Genomic DNA, 24,848 nt, shown 5'->3' on the forward strand with positions numbered 1-24,848 from the left:
CACCCACACAACGCTGTGCTGAATTCGGCGGGTCAATGGGGGCGCTAGCGGGCGTTACCCGCGCCTATGCGCGTCACAGCTTGCTCCGCCACGCCCATGACCGAGACCCGATGCCCTCTGTAGAACTCCATGTTGATGGCAACGCTCCCCGGTCCTTCGAAGACTTGGTACGCAAAAATATCCTGGTGCAACCCAAGCTTTGCATGCTGTTCGAAATCCTGGGCTGTCGAGGCCTGAACTGTGGCCACCGCCGATGCGAGTTCGGGGGCAATCCGAGGATCGATAGGAATGAATAGTGGCCAGACCTGCAGGTCGCCCAAGAGCTTTCGTCGACCGCTGAGGTGATAGAAATAAATTGCGCGCGCCATCTTTTCTAGGCACGCGCTCAAGAGTTCGAAGTCGAGCGAAAAAACGTTGTCGATCACCAGAACGTCGCCGTTCCGATGAAATCCATACTTATGCAGGTTGCCGCTGCCCATCTGCGCAAGCCTTACAACGCTTCTAGCCGCGCTGCTCGTGATGGCGCCTGGGATGTTCAAGGCGATTGCACCCAACAAAAACTTCAAATAATCGTCTGCCTTCGAGTGGGCGTTGTTGTGCGCCACGCAGGACGGCACGGTCATCAAGCCCGACCAGTCGCCGCCCTTCGGAAACAGGCATTTAGGCGGCACGTGTTCTCGCCCAGTGCCTTCGGCGTCGCAGTGATAGCAGGTTGGTGTCTTCGAAATGCGGAATGACATAGCAGATGACTCTCCGGCACGGTACAGTGGAAGTATATGCGAGGCGATCTTTCGAATTGTCTAGATTTTGATAACACATGAGCGAAAAAATCTTACGGCAGTAGTGTCCACGGTCAGCTGTTGGAGAGTACTAGAGAGGAAGCCCTATCTATGTCTGCTATTCCAGAATCCGAGCTGGACCCTGACCGGCGAAAAACATGACGATCAAAGCGACAAACGAATTCGACAGCTTCATCGACACGGTGGTGGATGAACTACTCGCGATGTCCGATGACCAAGTGCTGGAAGGCATTGACCCTGCTGTGATGCAGGCGGAGGGCTTGCGCCTTCTCCAAGCCGCCAAAGTACAGGTAGAGCGTGCTCGGCCTGCCGTCGCAAAGGTAGGCAATGCAGGCAATGGGCCGAAGGTGCTTGAGGTAGGCACCGATATAGCGGACGAGTGACGGCATCCAGCGCGCCGAGGCGCCGGCGGCGGAACCCGGAATTGGAAGCCCGCAGAACTTGCTTGTCGAGGTCCGAACCGAACATCAATGCCGCGCCTGCCCGCCGCCCAGCAGCGCGCTGAACTGCTCGGCCGGCACCGGCTCGGAGAACAGGAAGCCCTGCGCGTAGTCGGCGCCGGCCTCCCTGAGCCAGTCGCGCTGCTTGGCCGTCTCCACCCCCTCGGCGATCACCCTCAGCCCCAGCCTGTGGGCCATGGCGATCATGGTTTCCAGGATGGTCTGCTTGCCAGCGTCGGCGGCCATGTCGTGGAGGAAGGAGCGGTCGATCTTCAGGTAGTCGACGTCGAACTTCTTCAGCGTGGCGATCGACGAGGCGCCGGCGCCGAAGTGGTCGACCGCCAGCTCGATGCCGGCCTGGTGCAGGCTGGCCAGCTCGTCGCCGGCCGCCTCGGAGACGTTGGTCAGCACGCCCTCCATGAACTCGACCGAGACGCTGTTGCCGGCCTGCCCCTGCTGGCGCAGGTGGGCCGCCCAGCTCAGGCGCTGGGCGTGGGCGGCGAACTGCGCCGGCGACTTGTTGACGCTGACCTGGAAGCTGCCGCCGAGCAGCTCGCCCCATCGCCTTGCCTGCGCCGCCGCCTCGGTGAACACCCAGTCGCCGATCTGGTTGATCAGGCCGATCTCCTCGGCCAGGCCGATGAACTCGGCCGGCGGCAGCAGGCCGCGCTGCGGGTGCGACCAGCGCAGCAGCGCCTCGGCCTTGCGGATGCCGCCGTCGACGAGCTCGACGATGGGCTGGTAGTACAGCCTGAGCTGGCCGGCGGGCAGGGCCTGGCGCAGGTCGGCGATCAGGCGGTAGCGCAACTGGGAGGCCTTGTGCATGTTGCGCGCGAAGAAGCGGCTCTGGTTGCCGCCGTTGTTCTTGGCCGCGTACATGGCCCGGTCGGCGCCGCGCAGCAGGTGGCTGGCGCTGGTGGCGTCCTGCGGAAACACCGTCACGCCGATGCTGCCGGACACGCCGATGCGCTCCGGGCCGATGGCGAAGGGACGGGCCAGCTCGCCGAGGATCTTGTTGCAGATGTTCTGCACGTGGTCGGCGCCGCCGATGTCGGTGAGGATGGCGGTGAACTCGTCGCCGCCCAGCCGGGCCACGGTGTCCTTCTCGCGCAGGCAGCTGCGGATGCGCTCGGCGGCGTGTTGCAGCAGGGTGTCGCCGGCGTCGTGGCCCAGCTTGTCGTTGGCCTCCTTGAAATGGTCGAGGTCGATGAACAGCAGGGCGACCGGCACGCCGTTGCGCTCGGAGTGCTTGAGCTCCTGCTCCAGGCGGTCGCGGAACAGGCTGCGGTTGGGCAGGCCGGTGAGCGCGTCGAAGTTGGCCTGGCGCCAGATCCGCTCGTCCCAAGCCTTGCGCTCGGTGATGTTGCGCGCCGTGCTGGCGATCGCCTCCACCTCGCCCTCGCGGTCGAGCACCGGGGTCAGGATGTATTCGTAGCATTGCGCCTTGCCGTTGTCGGCGGGGTAGCTCAGCTCGCCGCGCAGCGGCGCGCGGTTGCGCACCAGTTGGTCGATCTTGTGGCGCAGGTCGGCCGCGCCGTCCAGGCCGAGCTCGAACAGGCTCTTGCCGATCAGCCGCCGCGGCGGCAGGCCGTACTGCTCGGCCAGCGACTTGTTGACGAACAGGAAGCGGCCGTCGCGGTCCAGCACGCAGCTGTGGTCGGGCGAGGCCGACAAAATGGTCTGCAGCAGCGTCACCTGCTGGTCCTTGTGCGCCGTGTAGCTGGCCACCGACTCGGTCAGCTCCTGGTCCAGCGCCTCGTTGAAGCGGGTCATGTCGTCGAGCTCGGTGGCGATGGTCGGCGGCGAGGCCCGCTTCCACAGGCGCAACACGCTGGCGCGCAGCGCGCGCAGCTCGGCCACCACGTCCTCGATGCTGAAGCCCGAGCCGAAGCGGCCGGCGCCGTGTTGCCGGCCCGAGGTGTCGGGCCGGCCGGACGCCCCGCCGGCGGACGCCGCCACGCCGCGCGACTTGCCGATTTGCTGTTCCTCGGTCTGCGGCGAGGCCAGGTCGGCGGCGATCCATTCGAGCATTTGGCGGGCGTGGTCGCGCAGCGCGGCCGGGTCCATCTTCTCGGCCGCGCTGATGGTGCGGGCGTAGTTCTGCCACTCCTCGAGCAGGGCGTCGATGTTGTTGGTGATGAATTCCGCCAGGCGCATGCCGTTCCCCTTCCACCGGGTTGGACAGGCGGGCGGCGCCGGCGTTGCGTCCGGCCGGCGCGCGCTTGAGCGCCGTCAAGCTCAGGTGCGGTTGATCGACACGCCGCCGTCGACCAGCATCGCCGCGCCGGTGGTGAAGCTGGACGCGTCCGAGGCCAGGTAGAGCACGGAGCGGGCGATCTCCTCCGGCGCGGCCAGGCGCTTGAGGGCGTGCAGGCCGGCGGCGAAGGCCAGCGCCTCGGGGCTGTTGGCCGACGCGCGGCCCATCGGCGTGTCGGTGCCGCCGGGCAGGATGGCGTTGACGCGCACGCCCCGGGCGCCGAACTCGGCCGCCAGGCTTTGCGTCAGGCCGACCAGGCCGGCCTTGGTGGCGGCGTAGGCGGCCATGCCGGGCATGCCGACCGTGTGGCCGACGAAGGACGAGGTGAAGATGAGCGAGCCGCCACCGCGCGCCAGCATCGCCGGCAACTGGTGCTTGGCGCCGAGGAAGGCGCCGGTGAGGTTGGTCTCCAGCGTGCGGCGCCAGTCGTCGGCGTCGAGGCCGGGCGTCGGCCCCATCGCGCCGAGCGTGCCGGCGTTGTTGAAGGCGATGTCGAGGCCGCCGAAGCGCGCCACGGCGAGCGCCACGGCGCCACGCGCGCAGTCCTCCTCGGCGACGTCGCCGACGTAGGCCACGGCACGCTCGGCGCCGAGCTGCTCGACCAGCGCGTCGAGTTCGGCCCGGCGCCGCGCCACCAGCACCAGCCTGGCGCCGTGCTGCGCGAACAGCCGCGCCGTGGCCAGGCCGATGCCCGAACTGGCGCCGGTAATGATCGCCACCTTGTCGCTCAATGCATTCATCTTCACTCCTTCGATGTCAGTAAAAGAAGCAGTAGATTAGCGGTGTAGAACGATGGCGGCACCCCGTTTCTTGCGATTGCATGCCGGGGAAAACTGGCGACCTGCAACGCAGTCGAAAACAGCGGTCCGATCCTTCGTGAAGTGTCTGACAGCCGTCATGCCTTAACCCACGTAAGCCGCTAGCATGGATTGTCTGGAGCGGAGCTTCTCAATGGCGACTGACAAGAAATTTGATGACTTGAACGTACGGCGTGTGGAAGCGATTCTTCTACAGCATGAGATTGCTCGTGTGTACTTCCAAGGCGAGCTGTACAGCCGTGATGGGGGCCGCCTGACGGCCTTGACGATTGATACGTTGAACGTTGGCAAGCTCGAGCTTGACGAAGTCAGATGCGGACGCCTATTCATGATTCCAGATGGCTCAGTAGTGTGGGCTTTGGCCGTGGGAGAAAATCAAGGTACTCCGGCGGGGTTGGACGTGCGGTCGGCAAGCCCACTGTTGGCCGAAGGTGAACAGAACAGCGCCATCGTCTATCGAGGCGAAGCCGGTCCGGAGGTTTGGTTGGACGCGCTTCACATTCACAGGATGATGTTGGCCGAGCATGCACCGGAACGGCTGGGCACCGTGGCGTTCGGTTTGATGGCGGTGACAGCGTTCCGCCTGGGCTTTGAGTGGATCAGTTTGTTCGCGGCCGGTCACGGACCTCTGCCGCCAGAGCATTCCGATGCCTTTGTCGGTTACCTGGTGTGGCCGAAATTTGGTTTCGATGCCGAGGTCAATGCCGTTGAGTTGAACCGGCGGCCCATCAACGGACTGGCGAATTGCCACACGGTGCAGGATATTTTGACGCTCGAAGCGGACTGGTGGTGCCACAATGGCACGGCGCGGGCAATGCGTTTCGATCTGGCACCCGGGAGCCGCTCTTGGTCGATTCTGCTACACTATTTATACAAGAATCTGGCGGGAGACTAATCATGACTCGCGTAAAAAACCCTCCGACGGATGCCGGCAAAGCCTACAAGCTTGCCGCCGCCGAGTTTCGTGCCAAGCTCGTCGCCAACAAGCGCCCCATTGAGGGGGAAGTATTGCCATCGGATGGGGTAATCCGCGCCGTCCTGAGTGGGAAAGCTATTCCGCTCGACCGTTTGGAAGCGTTGTTTGGTCCCGGCGCCATCGACTTGCCGGAATTCCGTTTGACGCGCAAGCCGTCGAGTTAACGGCAAACGGCGGCTTTGGGCCGCCGTTCCCTGTTCCGCCAAACCAAGTGTCGTTGTAGGCTCAGCCGTTGGCGCTGGCGCCGTGCACCACCAGCATCTCCGGCTTGACCGGGCGCAGGTTGCGCATGCGCGCGCGCAGCGGCTTGAGCACCAGCAGGGCCATCGCGGCGGCCAGCGCGTTCATGCCGGCGGCGACGTAGAACACCGTGTGCCAGCTGCCGGTGGCGGCGGTGATCAGGCTGCTGAACGGCACCAGCAGCGCCGCCGTGCCCTTGGCCGTGTACAGCAGGCCGGCGTTGGTGGTGGCGTAGCGGCTGCCGAAGGTGTCGCCGCAGGTCGACGGGAACAGGCTGTAGATCTCGCCCCAGCCGAAGAACACCAGGCCGGTCAGCACGACGAACCAGAACGGGTCGTGGCCGAACTGGCTTAGCAGGACGATGCCGACCGCCTCCAGGCCGAAGGCGATGAACATGGTGTTCTCGCGGCCGATCTGGTCGGACACCCAGCCGAAGAAGGGCCGCGTCAGGCCGTTCAGGATGCGGTCGAGCGACAGCGCGAAGGTCAGCGCCGGCAGGGTCAGGCCGAGGATGGAGACGGGCACGTCGGCGATGGCGAAGTCCTTGGCGATCGGCGCCAGCTGGGCGGTGGCGACCAGGCCGCCGACGGCCATCAGCACGAACATCAGGTACAGCACCCAGAACACCGGCGTGCGCACCATCTCGCTCCACTTCATGCTCACCGCGCTCTGCGCCACCTTGGCGGCGCCGCGCAGCGCCTCGCCCAGCGGCGCGCGCAGGAAGAAGGCGAGGACGAACACCACCGCGCCCTGGGCCAGGCCGAAGTAGAAGAAGGCCGTCTCGTAGCCGCTGTCCTTGATCACCGCCGAGATCGGGATGATGGTCAGCGCCGAGCCCATGCCGAAGCCGGCCGCCGTCAGGCCGGCGGCCAGGCCGCGGCGGTCGGGGAACCATTTGAGGGCGTTGCCGATGCAGGTGCCGTAGACGGCGCCGGCGCCGACGCCGCCCACGGCGGCCGCCGCGTACAGCAGCGGCAGGCTGTCGGCCATCGAGTTCATCACCCAGCCGATGGCCACCAGCACGCCGCCGACCATCACCACGATGCGCGGGCCGAAGCGGTCGACCAGGTAGCCCTCGACCGGCACCAGCCAGGTCTCGGTGACGACGAAGATGGTGAAGGCGACCTGGATCGCCGCCTTGCCCCAGTGGTATTTCTGCTCCAGCGGCAGCACGAACAGGGTCCAGCCGTACTGCAGGTTGGCGATCATGGCCATGCAGACGATGCCCATGATGAGCTGCAGCCAGCGGCGTGGCGCGGGCGCGCCGGCGTCGGCTTGCCGCACTTGAGTCAGTGTAGTCATGCTGTGTATCCTTGGTTGGAGTGGCGGACGGCGCGACGCGGGCTGGAGGCGCCGCGTCGACCCGCCCCCGCGCGAACGGGGTGAGTCGGTCAACGATAGTATAAAAAGCAATGTTTAACAATGGAAATTAATTGCAAATAATTCATTTCGTGGAAAATTGTTGCTTTTGGGCCACTTTGCTTTTAATGCAAGCAAAGAAGCGACCAGCGCGCTAGAATCCCTGTGCTAAGCTGGCCGCGACCGCGCGCCGTCGATCAATGGGAATGTCAGGAAATATGAAGATATGTGTGGTGGGGGCCGGCGCCATCGGCGGCCTGTTGGCCGTCAGGCTGGCGCAGGGAGGGCACGAGGTGAGCGTGGTGGTGCGCGGCGCCAACTTGGACGCGGTGCGCCGGCACGGCATGGTGCTGCGCCAGGCGGACGGCAGCGAGTCGCGCGCCGCGCTGCGCGCCAGCGACAACATCGCCGAGCTGGGGCCGCAGGACGTGGTGGTCCTGGCCATGAAGGCGCACCAGCTGGCGCCGGTGGCGGCACAGATCCCGGCGCTGCTGGGGCCGGACACGATCATCGTCACGGCGCAGAACGGCGTGCCCTGGTGGTACTTCCACAAACACGGCGGGCCGCACGAGGGCCAGCGCGTCGAGGCGGTCGATCCGGGCGGCGTGGTCTCGACCGCGCTCGATGTCGAGCGCGTCATCGGCTGCATCGTCTACCCGGCCTGCGAGATGGCGGCGCCCGGCGTGGTCCGGCACATCGAGGGCAACCGCTTCTCGCTGGGCGAGCTGGACGGCCAAAGCACGCCGCGCATCCAGGCGCTGGCCGAGGCGATGCGCGCGGTGGGCTTCAAGACGCCGATCAGCGCCGACATCCGCAGCGAGTTGTGGGTCAAGCTGTGGGGCAACCTGAGCTTCAATCCGATCAGCGCGCTGAGCCACGCCACGCTGGCCGACATCTGCGCCTACGCGCCGACCCGCGCGCTGGCCGCCGACATGATGCGCGAGGCGCAGCGCGTCGGCGAGCAGCTCGGCGTCGTCTTCAAGGTGTCGCTGGAGCGGCGCATCGACGGCGCGGCGGCGGTCGGCCAGCACAAGACCTCGATGTTGCAGGACTTGGAGGCCGGCCGGCCGATGGAGCTGGCCGCGCTGGTCGGCAGCGTGCTCGAAATGGGCCGCCTGACCGACACGCCGACGCCGACCATCGCCGCCGTGCACGCCCTTGCCGCGCTGCTGGCACAAAGCGTGCAGGGGCAGCACGGCAGCCTGCGCATCGCCCCCGCCGACCGTTGAGCTAAGCTAGCCCGGCCGCCATCCCGAATTCCTCTACCTAGAAAGCCGCCATGTCCGCCTACACCACCATCCCCGAGCTGCTGCACAGCGGCGCCGACGACGCCGTCGCCATCCGCGCCCCGCTGGCGCAGCCGCTCAGCTACGCCGCGCTGCGGCGCAACACGGCGGCCGCCGTCGCCGCGCTCAACGCCTTCGGCGTGGGCCGCCGCGACCGCGTCGCCATCGTGCTGCCGAACGGGCCGCAGATGGCCAGCGCCTTCGTCGGCGTCGCCGCCGCCGCCTGCGCCGCGCCGCTCAACCCGGGCTACCGCGCCGAGGAGTTCGAGTTCTACCTGGGTGACCTGAACGCCAAGGCGCTGATCGTCGAACACGGCAGCGAGTCGGCGGCGCTGGCCGTGGCCGACAAGCTGGGCATCCTGGTGCTCGAGCTGCTGGCGTCGGACGAGGGCGCCGGCGCCTTCCGCCTGCGCCCGCTCAAGGCCGATCCGGCCGGCCTGGTGGCGGCGCCGGCCAGCGTCGCCGCCGCCGGCGACCTGGCGCTGATCCTGCACACCTCCGGCACCACCTCGCGGCCGAAGATCGTGCCGCTGACCCAGGCCAACGTGTGCGCCTCGGCGCGCAACGTCGGCGCCTCGCTGCGGCTGGACGCCGCCGACACCGGCCTGAACATCATGCCGCTGTTCCACATCCACGGCCTGATCGCCGGCCTGCTGGCGCCGCTGGCGGCCGGCGGCGCGGTGTTCTGCACGCCCGGCTTCAACGCGCTGAAGTTCTTCGGCTGGATGCAGGAGGCCAAGCCGAGCTGGTACACGGCGGTGCCGACCATGCACCAGACCATCCTTGCGCGCGCGCCGCAGAACAGCGCGGTGATCCTGGCCAACCCGCTGCGCTTCCTGCGTTCGTCGTCGGCGTCGATGCCGCCACAGGTGATCGCCGAGCTGGAGGCGGCCTTCGGCGCGCCGCTGATCGAGGCCTACGGCATGACCGAGGCGGCGCACCAGATGGCCTGCAACCCGCTGCCGCCGGCGCTGCGCGTGCCCGGCTCGGTGGGCTTGGCGGCCGGCCCGGAGGTGGCCATCATGGACCAGCAGGGCCAGTTGCTGGCGGCCGGCGAGACCGGCGAGATCGTCATCCACGGCGCCAACGTCACGGCCGGCTACGAGAACAACCCGAAGGCCAATGCCGAGGCCTATGTCGGCCAGTGGTTCCGCACCGGCGACCAGGGCGTGATGGACGAGCAGGGCTATGTGCGCATCACCGGCCGGCTCAAGGAGATCATCAGCCGTGGCGGCGAGAAGATCTCGCCGCGCGAGGTCGACGAGATCTTGATGGACCATCCGGCGGTGCAGCAGGTGGTCACCTTCGGCATCCCGCACGACAAGCTGGGCGAGGACGTCGGCGCGGCGGTGGTGCTGCACGAGGGCCACAGCGCCAGCGAGAAGGAGCTGCGCGAGTTCGCCGCGATCCGCCTGGCCGACTTCAAGGTGCCGCGCAAGATCGTCTTCCTCGACGAGATCCCCAAGGGCGCCACCGGCAAGCTGCAGCGCATCGGCCTGGCCGAGAAGCTGGGGCTGGGGCAGGGCGGCTAGCCGGAAGGCGGCCACCTACCGGCATGGAGCATGTTCCATTTTGTCTCCACTTCTAGAAAGGTGACGACAAAACGGAACACTTCATGGCGGGCGCCACAACACTGCGGCCTCATCCGCCGAGCAGGCGCAGGTCGAAGGCGCGTTCGACCAGCCACACAGTGGCCAGCAGTGCGATGGCCGCCGAGCCGCCGCTGAACACGCCGCGATACAGGCGTGTCGCGCGCAGCGCGAAGGCCAGCGGCAGGAACAGCGCGACGATGCACAACTGGCCCGCCTCCACCCCCAGATTGAATCCCAACAGACTGCTCAGCAGCGACGCCCGCGCCAGACCCAGGTCGCCAAGCACGCTGGCGAAGCCGAAGCCGTGGATCAGGCCGAAGGCGAAGGCGGCCAGCGGCCGGCGGCCACGGAACAGCGGCAGCAGGTTGTTCAGCGCGGCCAGCAGTACCGAGGCGGCGATGGCCGACTCGACCCAGCGCGAGGGCAGCGCCACCAGTTGCAGGCCGGCCAAGGTCAGTGTCAGCGAGTGCGCCAGTGTGAAGGCGCTGACCACCTTGAGCACGTCGACAAAGGCGGCGCGCAGGCTGGCCGCCGGCGCGCCCGGCGCCGCCAGCACGGCCGGCAGCAGCAGCGACAGCAGGAACAGGATGTGGTCGTAGCCTATCCAGATATGCCAGACGCCGTTCTTGACGTAGGCGGCGAACTGGCCCAGCCGGTCCGGCGCGGCCAGCGACAAGGTCTGGCGCGCGTGTTCCGGATCGAGGATGGCGCTGCTGGTGCGGCCGTCGTGGACCAGGCGCAGCAGGCCCTTGTGCTGCGGGTCGAGCTCGGCGAACAGGCGGTAGCCGACGCTCAGCGCGGTGATGGCGCCGGGGCAGTCGGCACGCAGCCGCAGCACACTGTAGGCGCCGTCGGTGTGGCGGTCGATCAGCTGCTCGACCACGGCGACGGTGCAGGCGCCCTGCGCGCTGGCCAGCGTCAGGTGCCGCAGCGCGTAGGCGGCGATGGCCGGGTGGTGGGCGCGGATCTCGTCCCAGGTCAGGCGGCCGTCGCCGTCGCCGTCCAGGCCGATGGCGAAGTCCAGGTCGCGCAGCGCGATGTTCCACTGGCCGTCGATGTGCGTGCCGTCCACGGTCAGCGACAGGTAGCTGTCGCTGGGCTTGTGGGCGTGGGCGGGCGGGGCGAGGCAGCACAGCAGAAGCAGCAGGAGCAGTAAGTGCAGCAACTGCGGCAACTGCGGCAAGCGAGGCAAGTGTAGAAAACGCTGCCGAGCGTGCAGCGCCGGCGACGACGGTGGCTTGTGCGGGCCGCTCGCCGCACGGTATTCGTCAACCGCCGTCGATGTCGGCAGCGCCCATCCTCTGCGCAAATGGCCCATCACACACCGCCTTTCAATTGCCGCGCTAGCCGGGCGATGGCGACGTCCTCGCTGCCGTGGGCGGCGATCCAGTCGAGCACCGGCCGCGCCGCGCCGGCATTGTGCGCATGCAGCGCCGCGTCGAGGTAGATGCGGATGTCGGCCGGTTCCTTTTGCACCTGCCAGTTCTGCCGCGCCAGTGCCAGGGCCGCGCTGGCATTGCGTCGCAGGGACAACTCGAAGCGCGCCTGCTCGCGCTGGTGGAAGTTGTCGCCGCGCCGCATCGCGGCGTCGAAGCGCGCGGCCAGCTCGCTCACGTCGGCGGCCAGCGCGGCTGCCATGTTTGGCGTCTGCTGCGAGGTGAGGGCCAAGGCCAGGGCGAGGGCGCGGCGCAGCAGCAGGGCGTCGACGCGAGTGTGCTCGCGCAGCAGGGCGAGCACCTCGGCCGGCCGCTGTTGGTCGAGCAGGAAGTCGGCGTAGGCGCCCAGCAGGTAGCCGTCGCGCGGGGCCAGCGCCAGCGCGCGGCGGAAGCGCGTCTCGGCCACGTCGGCGGCGCCGCGCCGGGCGGCCATTTCGGCCAGCAGCGTGAGCGACCACACCGCCACCTCGGGCGGCGCGCCGGCGCTGCGTTGCAGCGTCAAGTCCAGCAGCTGCTCGCTGTGCTGGGCGCGGCCGGTGACGGCGCCGACGTTGGCGAGGCAGGTCACGGCGACCAGTTCGTTGGCCAGCGCGGAGACGCGGGCGCAACTGGCGGTGGCGCCGACGTAGTCGCCGCGCACCGTTTGCACGGTGGCGCGCGTCAGCCAGGCCTGGGCCAGCTTGGGCCGCGCCGCGACCACTTGGTCGAGGTCGGCCAGCGCGGCGTCGAAATGGTGGGCGCTTTGCAGCAGCGTGGCGCGCAGCAGGCGCACCTCGGGCGGCGGCGCGGCCAGGCGCCACCACGGCGCCAGCGCCGCCTGCGCGTAGCCGAGGTAGCGCGGATCGCTGCTGGCGCGGCCCAGCGCGATGTAGCGTTGCGCCAGGTCGGTGGCCAGCGCCAGGTTGGCGGGATGCGCGCTGAGCGAGTCGCGCAACTCGCGCAGCTCGCGCTGGGTGGCGTCGGCGCGGCGCGGCAGCAGCTCGACGACTTGGCTGCCGTTGGCCGGAATGTAGGGCGCGGCTTGGGATGCCGGCGCTGGCGCCAATGCCGCCAATGCCAGCAAGGTCGCCAGAGCGTGAATGGTTGAATGTGCCATGGTCGGTCCTGATGAAATGAAATGCGTTGCGTTGCTTTGCTTTGCGCCCGCCGGCGCCGGCGTCGACGCGGATCGATGCCGGCGCGGTGGGTGCCGTCGTGCTTCGCGCTACTTCAGCGGCCTCGGTTCGCCGTCTTCCGGCATGGTGACGGCGACGGTATCGACTGCCGCCGGCTCGGCGGTGTCGCTGCTGTCGCCGACCAGCGCCTGCACGGCGGCGAAGAAGGCGTCCAGCACAGGCGGGACGGGTATGCCGGGATCGGTGGCGGGCGGCTTCATGTCCGCCTGTCCGTTGCCTGCTCCGCCGCCGCAGGCGGCCAAGACCGTGGCCACGGCCAGCGCCACTATCAAGCTGTGTGTTTTCATGGTGCTCTCCTGTTCAGATCAGACCGCCGGCTCACTGCTGCGGCGAGCCGGCGATCGGCGTTTTCAGATAGGGGAAGGCGGCGCCGAAGGCGCCGTCGTCGAGGTAGGCGCCGTCGGTGAAGTGCAGGCCGCCGGCCGGCGCGTCGGCCGGCGCGCAGCCGATGTTGAGCATGCACAGCTTGCCCATCGCCACGCGCAGCGTGATGTCGACGATGTCGTCGCCGGGCCGGCGGCCGTTGGGGAAGCCGGCGTTGTCGCCCTCGATGACGCCGAGGCGGTTCTGCGCGCCCATCGCCAGCGGCGCGACCGCCGTGTTCAGGCGCAGCATCTCGGCCGGCGTCACCTTGGCCGGCTGGTTCAAGCCCTTCACGCCGGTGAGGAAGGCCGTCACCAGGTCGTTGCGCGGGAAGTTGGTCGGCGCCTTGGCGCCCGCCTTGCCGAACAGGAGCTCGACCAGCGCCGGCACCGTCGGATTGGTGACGTAGGTGGCGAACTGCGCGTCGGCCGACGGCTTGCTGCTGTTGAAGTGGTCCTTGTCCTTCAGGCCGATCACCAGCTCGTTCACCAGCGGCATGCCGAGGCGCGACACCTGGCTCCAGGCGCCGCCCTCGAAGGCGGCCGGGCCGCCCTTGGGCAGCGGATTGAGCAGGCGGCCCTGGCGCAGGCTGGCCGTGGTCCAGCCGCCGATCACCGGATCGGCGCCGCCGGTCAGGCAGGCGGCGGCCACCTCCAGTGCGATCGCGGTGACGTTCTTGTCGTCCAGGTCGTCGCGGGCGGCGCGCTCGGCGTTGGCGGCGAACTCGGTGGCCGGCGCCTTGATGTTGATCAGGTCGAAGGTCTCGCCCAGGTTGACCACGAACGGGTCCTTGCGTTGGCCGACGAACATGCGCGCCGGCGTGGCGCAGCCGGGGATGTTGATGTTGTAGACGTGCTTGGCGGCATAGGCGGCGTAGTTGGGGATAGCCTTGTTGCCGATGTTGTCGACCGGCTTGTCGAAGACGGCGCTGCCGCTGTCGGTGTTGACGACGGCGGCGCGTTGGCCGCCCCGGCGGTCGCCGCGCACCAGCGTCACGGCGTAGGTCTCGCGCACGTTCAGGCCGGCCGGGTTGACGCTGTCGATGGGCCCGCCGTTGATCACCAGGGGAATCGACACCTGCTTGCCGCCGACGTTGAACTTGCCGTCCTTGTTGGTGTTGGTGAAGCGGAACTGGAACGTCAGGTCCTCCTTGGCGTCGCCGTTGTTGTCGATGTGGATCTCGTAGAGCGCGTTCGGGTCCATGCTGAAGTAGTTCGGGCCGCCGTAGGCGTCCTGCAGCGGCACGTAGTCGGCGATCAAGGTGACGAAGTTGGCGCGGCCCGGCTCGTAGCTGCGGAACAGGTAGAAGTCGGTGCCGTCGACCTTGGGGCTCTGCGTGATGAAGGGCGCCTCGCGGTGGCTGGAGGCGAGGGCGGCCGTGCCGACGCCGCCGGCCAGGCTGCCGATGAGCGCCGTGGCGAGCGCCCGTAGTGTGAATGTGGACATTTCAATCCTCCCGATTCGGTTGACCAGCGATCTGCTGTAGGGGCATATACGCGGCTTGACGCGCATCGGATTCAAACGGATTGGCCGCCCTGCGGTGCGGTGGATGTGGTACTTTTTTAATGCACACTCGAGCAGGCGAACCGTGATGAATCCACATTCCCATCCGCAAGATCCGCAACAGCTGCGCGCCTGGCTGCTGGGCGCGGCGCGACGCGACGCGGCGGCCTTCCGCGCGCTGTACGACGCTACTTCGGCGAAACTGTTCGGCTTCGCGCTGCGTATATTGCATAAGCGCGAGCTGGCCGAGGAGGCGCTGCAAGAGAGCTTCGTCGCCATCTGGCACAACGCCGGCGGCTACCAAAGCCAGCTGGCCGCGCCCATGACCTGGATGGCCACCATCGTGCGCAACAAGGCCTTCGACCTGCTGCGCCGCAGCGACGCCAACGTGGAAATCGACAGTGAACAATTTGATGGCGAAGTCATGAACGCCCTACAAGACCCCCGCGCCACGCCGATCGAGGCGCTGCAACTGAGCGGCGATGCCAAGGCCTTGGCGCACTGCATGGCGGCGCTGGAGGGCCTGCAACGGCAGGCCATCGGCCTGGCCTACTTCCACGACCTGTCGCACAGCGAGGTGGCGGCGCAACTGGCGCTGCCGCTGGGCACCGTCAAAACGTGGATACGCCGTGGCCTGGACAAGCTGCGCAACTGCCTGGCCAAACTGGAGCGCGCATGAACATCCGCGACAACGCCCCGCTGCGCGACAAGCTGGCCGCCGAATACGCGCTGGGCACGCTGAAGGGCGGCGCGCGCCGCCGCTTCGAGGGCTGGATGCACGACGACGCCGCGTTGCGCCGGCTGGTCGTCGAGTGGCAGGAGAAGCTGGCGCCGCTGGCCGAGTTCGCGCCGGCGCGGGCGCCGGACGCGCGCGTCTGGCGCGGCATCGAACAGCGGCTGAACTTGCCGCCGGCGGCGGCGTGGTGGCAGTTCTGGCGCAACGATTCGCTGGTCTTCTGGCGCGGGCTGGGCTTGGCGTCGAGCGCCGTGGCGGCCCTGCTGGTGCTGGTGCTGGTGCTGGGCCTGCGGCCGCCGGAGGCGCCGCGCATCAACTACATCGCCACGCTGAGCGACGAGCAGGCCCGCACGGCGCTGCTGCTGACGGCCGACAGCAGCCGGCGCGCGCTCACCGTGCGGGTGCTGTCGGCGGCCCCGGTGGCCGCCGACAAGACGCTGCAGCTGTGGGCCGTGCCGAAGCAGGGCGCGCCGCGTTCGCTGGGCGTGCTGGCCGGCGCCGACAACCGGCTGGCGCTGCCGCCCGGCGCCATCGGCGCCGACGTCGCGCTGCTGGCGGTCAGCCTGGAGCCGAAGGGCGGCTCGCCCGACGCCGGCGGCCCGACCGGCCCCATCCTCTACAAGGGCAATTGGCTGCGGGTGATGTAGCCGCAGCGCTTAAACCAAAACGGAGTGTGTGTGATGAAAAACAAGATTATTGATTCGAGCGGCAACGTTTTTTCCGACTTGGGCTTTCCGCCCGAAGAGGCGGCGTTGTTGGCGCTGCGCGCCGAGTTGATCGCGTGTCTGCGCCAGGTGATTGCGGACAAGAATTGGAATCCTGTGCAGGCCGCAACGGCGCTTGGAATTGCCCAGCCTCAGCTCGCCGAGTTGATGGGCGGCACGCGCGATAGTTTTAGTCTGGACATCTTGGTCACCTTGGCCACACGCGTTGGCTGTAAGGTTGGCTTGACCTTGGCCTGAACCGCCGCCCTCAGCGGCAGGGCGACGGCGGCGCGGCGAACCAGCGCGCTTCGAGCGCCTTGTAGCGGCCGCTCTTGTGCAGCAGCGCGAAGCCCTCGTTGAACTTGTGCAGGTGGCCGGCGGCGGCCGGATCGTGTTTGCTGAAGGCGATGTACAGGCCCGGTGTGGCCACCGTGCCGACCTCCTTGAACTTGCCGCAGAACTGGGCCGGGTAGCGCACGAACAGCGCCCTGGCGATGCGCTCCTCGGCCGCCATGTACTGCATGCGGCCGGCCAGCAGCTTGCGGAAGCCCTGCTCGTTCTTGGTGCCGACCTCGCGCACGATCTTCTGGTTCAGGTCGAACTCGTCGCCGTACTCGTAGTCGCGGGTGACGCCCACCGTCTTGCCCTCGAAGTCGCGGGCGTGCAGGCCGTGCTCGGTCGAGCCGGCCAGCGCGTAGACGTTCATCCGTGTACTGAACAGCGGCTTATCGTGCCACAGGTAGCGCTCGGCGATCAGGTGGTTGGGCACGGCGTCGAAGCAGCCGGCGATCTCGCCCAGCCGCGCCATGGCCATGCAGCGCACATACGGCAGCACCCTGAACGTCACCTTCAGCCCCACCGCCGCGTAGGCCTCGCGCACCACGTCGACGGCGAAGCCGCGCGCCTGGCCGTCGACGTTGGACGAGTAGGGCGCCCAGTCGTCCTCGGCGCCGATCACCACTTGCTGCGCCCGGCAGTCGGCGAGAGGCAGGCCCAGCAGCAGGCCCAACAGTGGTGCGAGGATCTTGCGTTGCATAAAAACGTCCGGAGGCGGCTACGACATTGAACAGGCATGCCGTAATGGCATGGCGTATTGTGCCGCATGCGCTGGGCCAAAAGCAGCCAATTGACAAAAAACAGACAATTCAAAATAGAATTTCTGCTGCCGTAGTCGCCGCCGACGCGGGCGCCGACGGCGGCCCGGGATGGCCTTGGAAGGAGTTACAATCAGCCCAGCAAAGAGCAGACCGCCTTACTGGAGCAGACATGGACGAAAAAATATACGACCAAGACACCATCGCCTACGCCAAGGAGCAGGAGGCGCTGGTGCGCAAGTTGGAGTACCGCGTCACCGCGCAATCGGACCGCCGCGCCGTCGGCCGCGACGAGACCATGCGCGACTACGCGCGGGTGTTGTACTCGTCCTCGTTCCGCCGGCTGCAGGGCAAGATGCAGCTGCTCGGCATCGACGCCAGCCGCTTCAACCGCAACCGCCTGACCCACAGCCTGGAGGTGGCGCAACTGGCGCGCAGCATCGCCGCCGACCTGGAACTCGAACAGAGCGTGGTGTCGGAGACCTGTTCGCTGGCGCACGACATCGGCAACCCGCCGTTCGGCCACTACGGCGAGAAGATCCTCGACAGCCTGAGCGAGGGCTACGGCGGCTACGAGGGCAACGCCCAGGCCTTCCGCATCCTGCGCACGCTGGAGAAGAAGCACCACTCCTACGAGGGCCTGAACCTGACGGTGCGCACGCTGTTCGGCATCACCAAGTACTTCCACACGCGCGAGGAAAACTCGACCAAGTTCCTGTTCGACGACGACCACGCCTTCCTCAGCGGCGAGCTGGCCCGCCACGGCGTGACGGTACGCAAGAGCATCGACGCGCAGATCATGGACCTGTCCGACGAGATCGCCTACGCCGCGCACGACCTGGAGGACGCGCTGAGCGCGCGCATCATCACCATCGGCGAGATCGGCCACGAGTTCAAGATCAGCGCCAAGTTCAACGGCGCCTACGACGATTTTTCGCGCATCGCCGAGCAGGCGCACCAGGAGGCGCTCAAGTCGATCACCCACCAGACCTCGGAGGAGTACGCGATCGTGCTGCGCAAGGAGCTGACCTCGACCATCGTCAACGAGCTGTGCCGCGATATCGGCCTGGTCGACCACGGCCACGGCCACGGTGTCGAGTTGGGCTACCGCTCGAAGAAGGCGCTGGCGGTGGGGCTGAAGACGCTGCTGTTCCAGGCCATTTTGCGCAAGAAGGACGTGCAGCTGTACGAGAAGCGCGGCGAGAAGATCATCCGTGGCCTGTACGAGGTGTTGACCGACACCCGCTACAACAAGAACAACATCCTGCTGCCGGCCGAGCTGCGCCGGGTCGACGCGCCGCAGGCGCGTCTGGTGGTCGACTACATCGCCGGAATGATGGACTCCTTCGCCGCGCAGGAGTACGAGCGCTACTTCGGCAAGGGCTCGCTGGAGACCATCTACTTCCGCGCGCCGGAGGATTGACGGCCGCCGTCGCGGATTTGTTACGCTTTTGTATAAGACAAATCCGGCCGGCGGCGGCGGCCCTTATAATAAGCCTAAGCAATCCGCCCAAGCCCGCTTCGATCCCCATCCAGGAAACATATCAATGACTACGAACCCGATTCCCAAGCGCCGCATCTTGCTGGTTGACGACGATATGCTGACCCTGACGACCATCGGCCAGGTGCTGCGCCAGGCCGGCTACGAGACGGCCGAGGCCAGCTCCGGCGCCGAGGCGCTGCAGGTCGAGCTGGAGTTCAGCCCCGACCTGGCCATCCTCGACGTGGTCATGGAGGGCATGTCCGGCATCGAGCTGGCGCAGCACTTCCAGGCCGCCACGGCGACGCCGTTCATGTTCATCTCGGCGCGCGGCGAGGCGGAGATCGTGCGCCAGGCCACCGAGCACGGCGCCGTCGGCTACCTGGTCAAGCCCTTCGACATCAGCCAGATCGTGCCGGCGGTGGAGACGGCGCTGGGCCGCGCCGACGAGATCAAGCGCCTGCGCGGGCGCGAGTCGAGCCTGACCAGCGCGCTGGCCGCCGGGCGCGAGACCAGCATGGCGGTGGGCATGTTGATGGCCAAGTTCCACACCGACCGCGACAGCGCCTTCGACGCGCTGCGCTCCTACTCGCGCTCGAACCGGCGCAAGGTCAACGACGTGGCCGCCACGCTGCTCGACGCCGAGGACATGTCGAACGCCTTCCGCACCCTGTTGCGCGGCAAGTCCGGCGGCTGATCGCCCGCCGGCCGGTAGGCTGCGCATGCGTACCCCCGAGGCGCAAACCCGGGGTCAGACCCTGTACGGGGTCTGACCCCTCCTGGCCTCGGGGTGTGGTGGCGCCGCCGGCGCCTTCAAGAACACCACCACATCCTGCCCCGCTAGCGCTAGCGCTGGCGCTCGATCCACCGGCGCGCCGCCGCCAGGGTCGGCCGCAGCGCCGCCTCGGCGGCGCCGAAGTGGCGCTCGGCCTGGTCGCGGTCGCCCGCCGCGATGGCCTGCTCGAGCAGCAGCGACAGCGCGGCGAACTGCTTGGCCCCCAACATGCCGACCGAACCGCGCAGCGAATGCAACTGGCGCATGCTGTCGTCGCGCCGCTCGTCGCGCCAGGCGTCGCGCGCCTGGGCCAGCTCGGCGCCGGCGCGCTCGACGGTCTGCTCGATCAGGCTGAGCATCTTGTCGGCGTAGGCCGTGTCGCCGCCGCCCAGTTGGAACAGCTGGTCGAGGCCGTCGGCGGTGGCGCCGTCGGCGCTCGGCGCGGCCGCCGGCGGTGCCTGCAGTGGCGGCAGCGCCGCGCCCGTCGCCGGCACCGCCCCGGCGGCCTGTGCTGCCACCGCCCCGGCGCTCCGCGCCGTCGCCGCCTCAGCGCTCCGTGCCGCCGCCGCCCCGGCGCTCCGTGCCGTCGACACCCCGGCGCTCCGCGCCGTCCCCGCCGGCTGGCCGGCCGCGCCGCGTCCGCCCAGCTGGCGGCCGATGGCGGCCAGCAGCCGCTCCAGCTCGATCGGCTTGGCCACCACGTCGTTCATGCCGGCGGCCAGGCACTGGCGCTGCTCGTTCTGCGTCACGCCGGCCGTCATCGCCAGGATCGGCAGGTCCAGCCCCAGCTGGGCGCGGATGGCGCGGGTGGCGCTGTAGCCGTCCATCTGCGGCATCTGGATGTCCATCAGCACCAGGTCGAAGTCGGCCGGGCCGGCGCGCAGGCGCTCCAGCGCCACCGCGCCGTCCTCGGCCAGGGTGACGCTGGCGCCGACCTGCTGCAGCATGCCGCGCGCGACGATCTGGTTGAGCGCGTTGTCCTCGACCAGCAGCAGGCGCACGCCGGCCAGCGGCGCGGCCGGCGTCGGCTCGGCGCCGGCCGCCGGCGCCGCCGCGGCCTCGCCGGCCAGCAGGCGGCGCAGCAGCTCGTGCAGGGCGCTGCCGGTGAGCGGCTTGACCAGCACGGCGTCGGCCTCGGCGGCGCCGGGCTGGCCGATCAGGCCACCGTGGGCGGCGGCGTCGACCAGCAGCAGCACCGGCAGGGCGCCGCCCGGCAGCAGGGCGCGCAGCGCCTGCATGGTGGCGACGCCGTCCATGTCGGCCATCTGCCAGTCCATCAGCACGGCGTCGTAGCCGCCGCCGCCGGCCAGCCGGGCGTGCAGCCGGGCCACCGCCTCGGGGCCGCTGTCGGCCGTGTCGACCTGCGCCTGCCAGGCGCGCAGCGTCTTGTCGAGGTAGTCGCGGCTGGTGCGCGGCGGGCCCACCAGCAGCAGGCGCAGCGCCGGCCAGACCGGGCCGGCCTCGGCCAGCGCCTCGTCGCTGCCGAGGCGGAACGGCAGCGTGACGGAAAACTCGCTGCCCTGGCCGGCGGCGCTGTGCAGCTCCAGGTGGCCGCCCATCAGCTCGACCAGGCGGCGCGAGATCACCAGGCCCAGGCCGGTGCCGCCGTAGCGCCGCGAGATCGACGAGTCGCCCTGGGCGAAGGCGCCGAACAGGCGCTGCTGCTGGGCGGCGTCGATGCCGATGCCGGTGTCGTGCACCGAGAAGCGCAGCAGCACCCGGCCCGGCGTGGGCGCGCGCTGCGCCACCCGCTCGATCCACAGCGCCACCTCGCCCTCGGCGGTGAACTTGATGGCGTTGCCGACCAGGTTGACCAGCACCTGCTGCAGCCGGCCGCCGTCGCCGACCAGGGCGCGCGGCACGTCCGGCGCCAGGCCCAGCGCCAGGTCGAGCGGCTTGCCGGCGGCGTTGACGGTCATGATGTTGGCCAGCGTGCCGAGCACCTCGTCGAGGCGGAACGGCAGCGGCGACAGCTCCATGCGGCCGGCCTCGACCTTCTCGAAGTCGAGGATGTCGTTGAGGATGCTCAGCAGCGAGCGGCCGGAGGCGCGGATCATCGCCACGTAGCGGCGCTGCTCGGGCGCCAGGGCCGGCGTGTCGAGCAGGTAGGCCATGCCCAGCACGGCGTTGAGCGGGGTGCGGATCTCGTGGCTCATGTTGGCGACGAACTCGCTCTTGGCCAGGCTGGCCGCCTCGGCCAGCTCCTTCGACATCACCAGCGAGTCCTGCAGCTGGCGCTGCTCGGTGATGTCGCTGGCGATGCCGAGGAAGCCGACGATGGCGCCGTCGGCGTCGCGCATCGCCGTCACCACCAGGCGCACCGGCACGCGCGAGCCGTCCTTGCGGCGGTAGTGCCACTCGTTCAGGTCGGCCTGGCCCAGGCGGGCGCGCGCCACGAAGATCTCCATGCCCTCGACCGGGTGGCCCAGCTCGGCGGCCAGCGCGGCGCCGTGGACGGCCATCTCGTCGGCCAGGTGCAGCAGCAGCGGGGTGTGCAGGCCGACCAGCTCCTCGGCGCTGTAGCCGAGCATGCGCTGGGCGCCACGGCTGAACAGGGTGATCAGGCCGGCCCGGTCGGTGGTGATGATGGAGAACTCGCTGGCCGAGTCGATCACCGCCTGCAACTGGGTGCGCGCCTCCTGCTGCTGGCGCTGCGCCTGCTTGAGCGGGCTGATGTCGGTGACGAAGGCGTAGAAGCCGATCACCTTGCCGTCGACCACGTCGGGCACGTAGGAGGCCAGGCTGTAGCGGGTGGCGCCGTCGGCGCCGACGATGGTGCGCTCGAACAGCGGGCTCTCGCCGCGCAGCGCCGCCTCCATGTGCGGCAGGTTGAGGCGGTAGCGCTCCTCGCCGATCACCTCGCGGATGTGGCGGCCGCGCATCTGCTCGGGCGTCTTGCCGAACCATTCCAGGTAGGCGCGGTTGCCGAAGCCGTTCATCAGGCTGCGGTCCCAGTAGCCGACCAGGGCCGGCATGTGGTCGATGATGGTTTGCAGCTTCTGGTGGTTGCGTTCCAGCTCGCGTTCCACCTTGATGCGCTGGGCGTCCTTGCGGCGCACCTGGTTGATGCTGACGGCCAGCATCAGCGGCGGCACCAGCACGGCCAGCAGCGGCACGTAGATCATCGCCTCCTGCCAGCGGCCGTAGATCGGCGGCGGCAGGAACAAGCCGCAGGACAGCATGGCGCCGCAGACGGCGGCGCACATCCACGACAGCAGCGCCAGGTGCTCGAAGCTGAGCGCCAGCGCGACGCAGGTGAGCGGCACGACGATGGCCATGAAGGGGAAGGGCATGTACAGCAGGGCGCCGCCGCAGGTGGCCAGGGCCAGCAGGGCCAGCAGGCCGATGTGCAGCGCGCCGAGCCGCTGCGCCAGCGAGGGGCCGGGGCGCAGCGCCAGCCGGGCCAGCGGCAGCATGGCCAGTGCGCCGATGGTGGCGCCCATGTAGTGCAGGCCCCAGGCGTTGCCGAAGGATTCGAACAGGGCCGGCTGGCGCCACCAGGCGGCCAGCGTGGCGCCCAGCAGTGGCGGCGCGCAGCAGCCCAGCAGGAGCAGCAGCAGGAAGCCCTGTGGGCTGGCGTCGAACTGGTAGCGGGCCGGCACGCGGCGCAGCAGGGCCGCCGCCAGCGCCATCTCCAGCGTGGCGGGCAGGGCGGCCAGCGCGGCGTGGCCGGCGTTGTCGCCCAGCGCCAGGCGGGCCAGCAGCTCGGCGCACAGGGCGCCCAGCAGCAGCAGCGGCGCCTGGGCCGGCGGCTGGCGCAGCAGCCAGGCGGCGCCCAGCGCGGCGGCGAACCACAGCGTGCCGATCTGGCCCGGCTGGCGCTCCAGCCACACGGCCATCCCTGCCAGCAGGAAGTACAGCGGGAGGAACTGCAGCAGCTGGGGCAGGGGCGGGGCGGCCACGACGGGACGGTACATCGGACGGGTTTCCTGATTGACAAGCTTGCCGTCTGCTGGCGTCGCGGGTGCGGCGGGCGGGCGGCGGGCGCTGTCAATATAGCGCAGAACCGGCGTCGGCGGCAGCCCGCCGGCTGGACGATCCGGCAATTGATGTTGTCAGTTGGACACAGCCGGATTCGCTACTACAGCACATATTCCTACAACCGGACGGCCGTACGCAACGCAGTGCGCTCGCGGGAGATGAAGAAGTCGACTCGCTCGTGTATGGTGCAAATCAAACCTGTCGTGACTGCATTGTTGGCCGCGCTTCCTATTGTCGAGAGTGTTGCTGCTATCGCTGCATCCATCATTTCAGCTTGCTGATCGCAGCCGCGTTGTTCAGATAACGGCATTTGTAGTAAAGATTGCCGGCAGAGATGATTGCCATATGGAAAACAGAGGAATTTAAGAGTAGACTAGTTCAGCCTTTCCAAGGTTGTTCAGGGGGTAATAAAAGTTTTTACTACTTGATTTACTTAAATCGTCTGGAGATATGATGGCTACTGCGAAGACTGCAAGTCATAAAATAAAATACGCCCTGTATTTGCATGGGTGGACGTTTGAACATGGCATCTCCACCGTGCTGGAAGCCAATGGTAAAAAGGTTCCGCCGGATGAATACGAAAAGACGATGCAGGGGCATATTTTTTGTGCTACTTGCAAAACAAATCTCAACCGGGTGCCTCATGATAAAGAACACTTCTCAAACAAGCGGGACGCGCATTTCAGGCATCTCCCTAGATATGAGCACGTTCCATGCGTACACAGAACGAAGCGGCCGGAAGGAAAACGCTACGATACTTTTGAGGAAGCTAGCAGGGCCATAGATGCTGGGAATCTCGTTGTTGTCCAAGGCTTTATATCAGAAAAGCCAGAGCTGCCACCTGGTCCGGCCGGCGAGTATGATGAAACAGCAGTCGAAAACCCTGATGGCCCACTTTCTGAGGTAGCTATTTCTCGCCACACTGGTGAAACTTTTCCGTTGCCAAGTAAGGTTAAGACTGTGCGAGGGATTTGCCGTGGATTCGATGAGAATTTGAAGAAATATTACGTCTTTCCGGGTATGACCTATGCCATACGTTTGGATGGCCTTCTACATGATATCGCCGATGTAACTGATACTGATGATTCGCCAAAACTCTACTTCGGCATTATCCAAGGTTCCTTTGTCGCAGGTAAAGGATACGACCATAACGTGCGCATGACTCGCATTACTTGTAACCCAGATGTTCAGGATTTCACGCTTAAAACTTTAGAAGGAGTATCGAAAGAGCGGGGTCTTTCTGATAAATCTGTGGGGAGGATCGTTCTGTCATATGGTCGGGTTACCACAAGTGGCATGGGGTTAAGCATTGAGGACGTTGGGTGGGGCGGTTTCGATCTTCTTCCTGAGAAATATAATAAATTTCTAATGCTATAATTTTTTATTGATGTCTTGTCGAAGGAGTTTTTGTGAGGTTGCGATTTGGAAATTCTAACTATAATCACTAAGGCCTTTGCCCCACTGAAGGAGCTGCTTTCATATTTTTTTAAAAAATGGTGGCCGCCGAAATATGGCTATACCTGATTATGTTCGTTCGTCAGAACTTTGCCACTCCAGTTGAGTCAAACCTATCAGGATGGCAGAGCCACTGAAGGGGATGATGATGACGATCAACGGGATTCAGTTTCAGAAGGGACTGTCGCTGCCTGCGTTCTTGCGCGATTACGGTACCGAGGAGCAATGCGAGGCGGCGTTCATCAAGGCGCGGTGGCCACAGGGATTCATCTGCCCTTGCTGCGGCCATGGCGCCGCTTACGAATTCAAGCGGCGGGAACTGCGCTACTGGCAGTGCGGCGCCTGTCGGCATCAAACCAGCCTGCGTGCCGGAACGGT

The 24,848-nt window shown here is 67.3% G+C and carries 22 protein-coding genes; 12 read left to right on the forward strand and 10 right to left on the reverse strand.

Going from position 1 to position 24,848, the window contains the following annotated elements; genetic code table 11:
- Nucleotides 1–44: 44 nt before the first annotated feature.
- The gene (locus tag BM252_RS02490; RefSeq protein WP_139236246.1) at nucleotides 45–740 is read right to left on the reverse strand and encodes a hypothetical protein; all 696 of its coding nucleotides are present in this window, start codon (nucleotides 738–740) and stop codon (nucleotides 45–47) included.
- Nucleotides 741–937: 197 nt separating this feature from the next.
- Here BM252_RS02490 and BM252_RS02495 point away from each other — a divergent pair, with 197 nt between their 5' ends.
- On the forward strand, nucleotides 938–1,183 hold the full coding sequence (locus BM252_RS02495) for a hypothetical protein (protein ID WP_093383136.1): 246 nt from the start codon (nucleotides 938–940) through the stop codon (nucleotides 1,181–1,183).
- An 84-nt stretch (nucleotides 1,184–1,267) separates the two neighbouring features.
- On the opposite strand, the gene BM252_RS02500 is transcribed toward BM252_RS02495, so the two are convergent.
- Nucleotides 1,268–3,397 carry a putative bifunctional diguanylate cyclase/phosphodiesterase gene (locus BM252_RS02500; protein WP_093383139.1) on the reverse strand — a complete coding sequence of 710 codons (2,130 nt, stop codon included), beginning with the start codon at nucleotides 3,395–3,397 and terminating at the stop codon, nucleotides 1,268–1,270.
- A gap of 81 nt (nucleotides 3,398–3,478) precedes the next feature.
- Nucleotides 3,479–4,237, reverse strand: a complete 759-nt coding sequence (locus tag BM252_RS02505) for an SDR family oxidoreductase (RefSeq protein ID WP_093383142.1) — start codon at nucleotides 4,235–4,237, stop codon at nucleotides 3,479–3,481.
- A gap of 211 nt (nucleotides 4,238–4,448) precedes the next feature.
- Between BM252_RS02505 and BM252_RS02510 the strand changes: the two genes are divergently transcribed.
- Nucleotides 4,449–5,210, forward strand: a complete 762-nt coding sequence (locus BM252_RS02510) for a hypothetical protein (protein ID WP_139236247.1) — start codon at nucleotides 4,449–4,451, stop codon at nucleotides 5,208–5,210.
- 2 nt (nucleotides 5,211–5,212) lie between these two features.
- Complete coding sequence (locus tag BM252_RS02515) at nucleotides 5,213–5,455, forward strand: hypothetical protein (protein WP_093383148.1); 243 nt, start codon at nucleotides 5,213–5,215, stop codon at nucleotides 5,453–5,455.
- Between the two features lie 61 nt (nucleotides 5,456–5,516).
- On the opposite strand, the gene oxlT is transcribed toward BM252_RS02515, so the two are convergent.
- On the reverse strand, nucleotides 5,517–6,833 hold the full coding sequence (gene oxlT, locus BM252_RS02520; RefSeq protein ID WP_093383151.1) for an oxalate/formate MFS antiporter: 1,317 nt from the start codon (nucleotides 6,831–6,833) through the stop codon (nucleotides 5,517–5,519).
- Nucleotides 6,834–7,108: 275 nt separating this feature from the next.
- Here oxlT and BM252_RS02525 point away from each other — a divergent pair, with 275 nt between their 5' ends.
- Both BM252_RS02525 and BM252_RS02530 read left to right on the forward strand, forming a co-directional pair.
- Nucleotides 7,109–8,119 (forward strand): 2-dehydropantoate 2-reductase, encoded by a 1,011-nt coding sequence (locus BM252_RS02525; protein ID WP_093383154.1) that lies wholly within the window; start codon nucleotides 7,109–7,111, stop codon nucleotides 8,117–8,119.
- A gap of 50 nt (nucleotides 8,120–8,169) precedes the next feature.
- Nucleotides 8,170–9,708 (forward strand): acyl--CoA ligase, encoded by a 1,539-nt coding sequence (locus BM252_RS02530; protein ID WP_093383157.1) that lies wholly within the window; start codon nucleotides 8,170–8,172, stop codon nucleotides 9,706–9,708.
- Between the two features lie 109 nt (nucleotides 9,709–9,817).
- Here BM252_RS02530 and BM252_RS02535 read toward each other — a convergent pair whose 3' ends face one another.
- The 4 genes from BM252_RS02535 to BM252_RS02550 form a co-directional block, all read right to left on the reverse strand.
- Nucleotides 9,818–10,933: a HupE/UreJ family protein gene (locus BM252_RS02535; RefSeq protein ID WP_245774048.1), complete on the reverse strand. Its 1,116-nt coding sequence runs from the start codon at nucleotides 10,931–10,933 to the stop codon at nucleotides 9,818–9,820.
- A gap of 152 nt (nucleotides 10,934–11,085) precedes the next feature.
- A complete protein-coding gene (locus BM252_RS02540; protein WP_093383163.1) occupies nucleotides 11,086–12,300 on the reverse strand; it encodes a tetratricopeptide repeat protein in 1,215 nt (404 codons plus the stop codon).
- A gap of 108 nt (nucleotides 12,301–12,408) precedes the next feature.
- Nucleotides 12,409–12,666 (reverse strand): hypothetical protein, encoded by a 258-nt coding sequence (locus tag BM252_RS02545; RefSeq protein WP_093383166.1) that lies wholly within the window; start codon nucleotides 12,664–12,666, stop codon nucleotides 12,409–12,411.
- Between the two features lie 31 nt (nucleotides 12,667–12,697).
- Nucleotides 12,698–14,188 carry a DUF4331 domain-containing protein gene (locus BM252_RS02550; protein ID WP_093383169.1) on the reverse strand — a complete coding sequence of 497 codons (1,491 nt, stop codon included), beginning with the start codon at nucleotides 14,186–14,188 and terminating at the stop codon, nucleotides 12,698–12,700.
- Nucleotides 14,189–14,333: 145 nt separating this feature from the next.
- Here BM252_RS02550 and BM252_RS02555 point away from each other — a divergent pair, with 145 nt between their 5' ends.
- Genes BM252_RS02555 through BM252_RS02565 form a run of 3 tightly spaced genes read left to right on the forward strand, consistent with a single transcriptional unit; the run spans nucleotide 14,334 to nucleotide 15,943 of the window.
- Entirely contained in the window at nucleotides 14,334–14,924 is a 591-nt protein-coding gene (locus BM252_RS02555) for a sigma-70 family RNA polymerase sigma factor (RefSeq protein WP_093383172.1), read from the forward strand.
- Complete coding sequence (locus BM252_RS02560) at nucleotides 14,921–15,628, forward strand: anti-sigma factor (protein ID WP_093383175.1); 708 nt, start codon at nucleotides 14,921–14,923, stop codon at nucleotides 15,626–15,628. Before BM252_RS02555 ends, BM252_RS02560 begins: the two co-directional genes overlap by 4 nt.
- A gap of 33 nt (nucleotides 15,629–15,661) precedes the next feature.
- Nucleotides 15,662–15,943, forward strand: coding sequence for a helix-turn-helix domain-containing protein (locus tag BM252_RS02565; RefSeq protein ID WP_093383178.1), 282 nt, complete (start codon nucleotides 15,662–15,664; stop codon nucleotides 15,941–15,943).
- A 10-nt stretch (nucleotides 15,944–15,953) separates the two neighbouring features.
- Here BM252_RS02565 and BM252_RS02570 read toward each other — a convergent pair whose 3' ends face one another.
- Entirely contained in the window at nucleotides 15,954–16,721 is a 768-nt protein-coding gene (locus BM252_RS02570; protein ID WP_093383181.1) for a substrate-binding periplasmic protein, read from the reverse strand.
- 230 nt (nucleotides 16,722–16,951) lie between these two features.
- Here BM252_RS02570 and dgt point away from each other — a divergent pair, with 230 nt between their 5' ends.
- Together dgt and BM252_RS02580 are read left to right on the forward strand one after the other, a co-directional pair.
- Nucleotides 16,952–18,202, forward strand: a complete 1,251-nt coding sequence (gene dgt / locus BM252_RS02575; protein WP_217429859.1) for a dGTP triphosphohydrolase — start codon at nucleotides 16,952–16,954, stop codon at nucleotides 18,200–18,202.
- 124 nt (nucleotides 18,203–18,326) lie between these two features.
- Complete coding sequence (locus tag BM252_RS02580; RefSeq protein WP_093383184.1) at nucleotides 18,327–18,956, forward strand: ANTAR domain-containing response regulator; 630 nt, start codon at nucleotides 18,327–18,329, stop codon at nucleotides 18,954–18,956.
- Nucleotides 18,957–19,105: 149 nt separating this feature from the next.
- Here the strand turns inward: BM252_RS02580 and BM252_RS02585 are convergent, their stop codons facing one another.
- Nucleotides 19,106–22,951 (reverse strand): hybrid sensor histidine kinase/response regulator, encoded by a 3,846-nt coding sequence (locus BM252_RS02585; protein ID WP_093383187.1) that lies wholly within the window; start codon nucleotides 22,949–22,951, stop codon nucleotides 19,106–19,108.
- A 517-nt stretch (nucleotides 22,952–23,468) separates the two neighbouring features.
- On the opposite strand from BM252_RS02585, the gene BM252_RS02590 reads away from it, so the two are divergent.
- The gene (locus BM252_RS02590; protein WP_093383308.1) at nucleotides 23,469–24,392 is read left to right on the forward strand and encodes a hypothetical protein; all 924 of its coding nucleotides are present in this window, start codon (nucleotides 23,469–23,471) and stop codon (nucleotides 24,390–24,392) included.
- A gap of 223 nt (nucleotides 24,393–24,615) precedes the next feature.
- Nucleotides 24,616–24,848, forward strand: a 233-nt coding sequence (locus BM252_RS02595) for a transposase (RefSeq protein ID WP_217429860.1), incomplete at its 3' end; no start/stop codon positions are given.

The organism is Rugamonas rubra, assembly GCF_900114705.1.
Taxonomy (GTDB): domain Bacteria; phylum Pseudomonadota; class Gammaproteobacteria; order Burkholderiales; family Burkholderiaceae_D; genus Rugamonas; species Rugamonas rubra.

Excerpts from the sequence above, each read along its gene's own strand:
- BM252_RS02490 (WP_139236246.1), bottom strand. The coding sequence starts at position 740 with ATGTCATTCCGCATTTCGAAGACACCAACCTGCTATCACTGCGACGCC.
- BM252_RS02495 (WP_093383136.1), top strand. The coding sequence starts at position 938 with ATGACGATCAAAGCGACAAACGAATTCGACAGCTTCATCGACACGGTG.
- BM252_RS02500 (WP_093383139.1), bottom strand. The coding sequence starts at position 3,397 with ATGCGCCTGGCGGAATTCATCACCAACAACATCGACGCCCTGCTCGAG.
- BM252_RS02505 (WP_093383142.1), bottom strand. The coding sequence starts at position 4,237 with ATGAATGCATTGAGCGACAAGGTGGCGATCATTACCGGCGCCAGTTCG.
- BM252_RS02510 (WP_139236247.1), top strand. The coding sequence starts at position 4,449 with ATGGCGACTGACAAGAAATTTGATGACTTGAACGTACGGCGTGTGGAA.
- BM252_RS02515 (WP_093383148.1), top strand. The coding sequence starts at position 5,213 with ATGACTCGCGTAAAAAACCCTCCGACGGATGCCGGCAAAGCCTACAAG.
- oxlT (WP_093383151.1), bottom strand. The coding sequence starts at position 6,833 with ATGACTACACTGACTCAAGTGCGGCAAGCCGACGCCGGCGCGCCCGCG.
- BM252_RS02525 (WP_093383154.1), top strand. The coding sequence starts at position 7,109 with ATGAAGATATGTGTGGTGGGGGCCGGCGCCATCGGCGGCCTGTTGGCC.
- BM252_RS02530 (WP_093383157.1), top strand. The coding sequence starts at position 8,170 with ATGTCCGCCTACACCACCATCCCCGAGCTGCTGCACAGCGGCGCCGAC.
- BM252_RS02540 (WP_093383163.1), bottom strand. The coding sequence starts at position 12,300 with ATGGCACATTCAACCATTCACGCTCTGGCGACCTTGCTGGCATTGGCG.
- BM252_RS02545 (WP_093383166.1), bottom strand. The coding sequence starts at position 12,666 with ATGAAAACACACAGCTTGATAGTGGCGCTGGCCGTGGCCACGGTCTTG.
- BM252_RS02550 (WP_093383169.1), bottom strand. The coding sequence starts at position 14,188 with ATGTCCACATTCACACTACGGGCGCTCGCCACGGCGCTCATCGGCAGC.
- BM252_RS02555 (WP_093383172.1), top strand. The coding sequence starts at position 14,334 with ATGAATCCACATTCCCATCCGCAAGATCCGCAACAGCTGCGCGCCTGG.
- BM252_RS02560 (WP_093383175.1), top strand. The coding sequence starts at position 14,921 with ATGAACATCCGCGACAACGCCCCGCTGCGCGACAAGCTGGCCGCCGAA.
- BM252_RS02565 (WP_093383178.1), top strand. The coding sequence starts at position 15,662 with ATGAAAAACAAGATTATTGATTCGAGCGGCAACGTTTTTTCCGACTTG.
- BM252_RS02570 (WP_093383181.1), bottom strand. The coding sequence starts at position 16,721 with ATGCAACGCAAGATCCTCGCACCACTGTTGGGCCTGCTGCTGGGCCTG.
- dgt (WP_217429859.1), top strand. The coding sequence starts at position 16,952 with ATGGACGAAAAAATATACGACCAAGACACCATCGCCTACGCCAAGGAG.
- BM252_RS02580 (WP_093383184.1), top strand. The coding sequence starts at position 18,327 with ATGACTACGAACCCGATTCCCAAGCGCCGCATCTTGCTGGTTGACGAC.
- BM252_RS02585 (WP_093383187.1), bottom strand. The coding sequence starts at position 22,951 with ATGTACCGTCCCGTCGTGGCCGCCCCGCCCCTGCCCCAGCTGCTGCAG.
- BM252_RS02590 (WP_093383308.1), top strand. The coding sequence starts at position 23,469 with ATGGCTACTGCGAAGACTGCAAGTCATAAAATAAAATACGCCCTGTAT.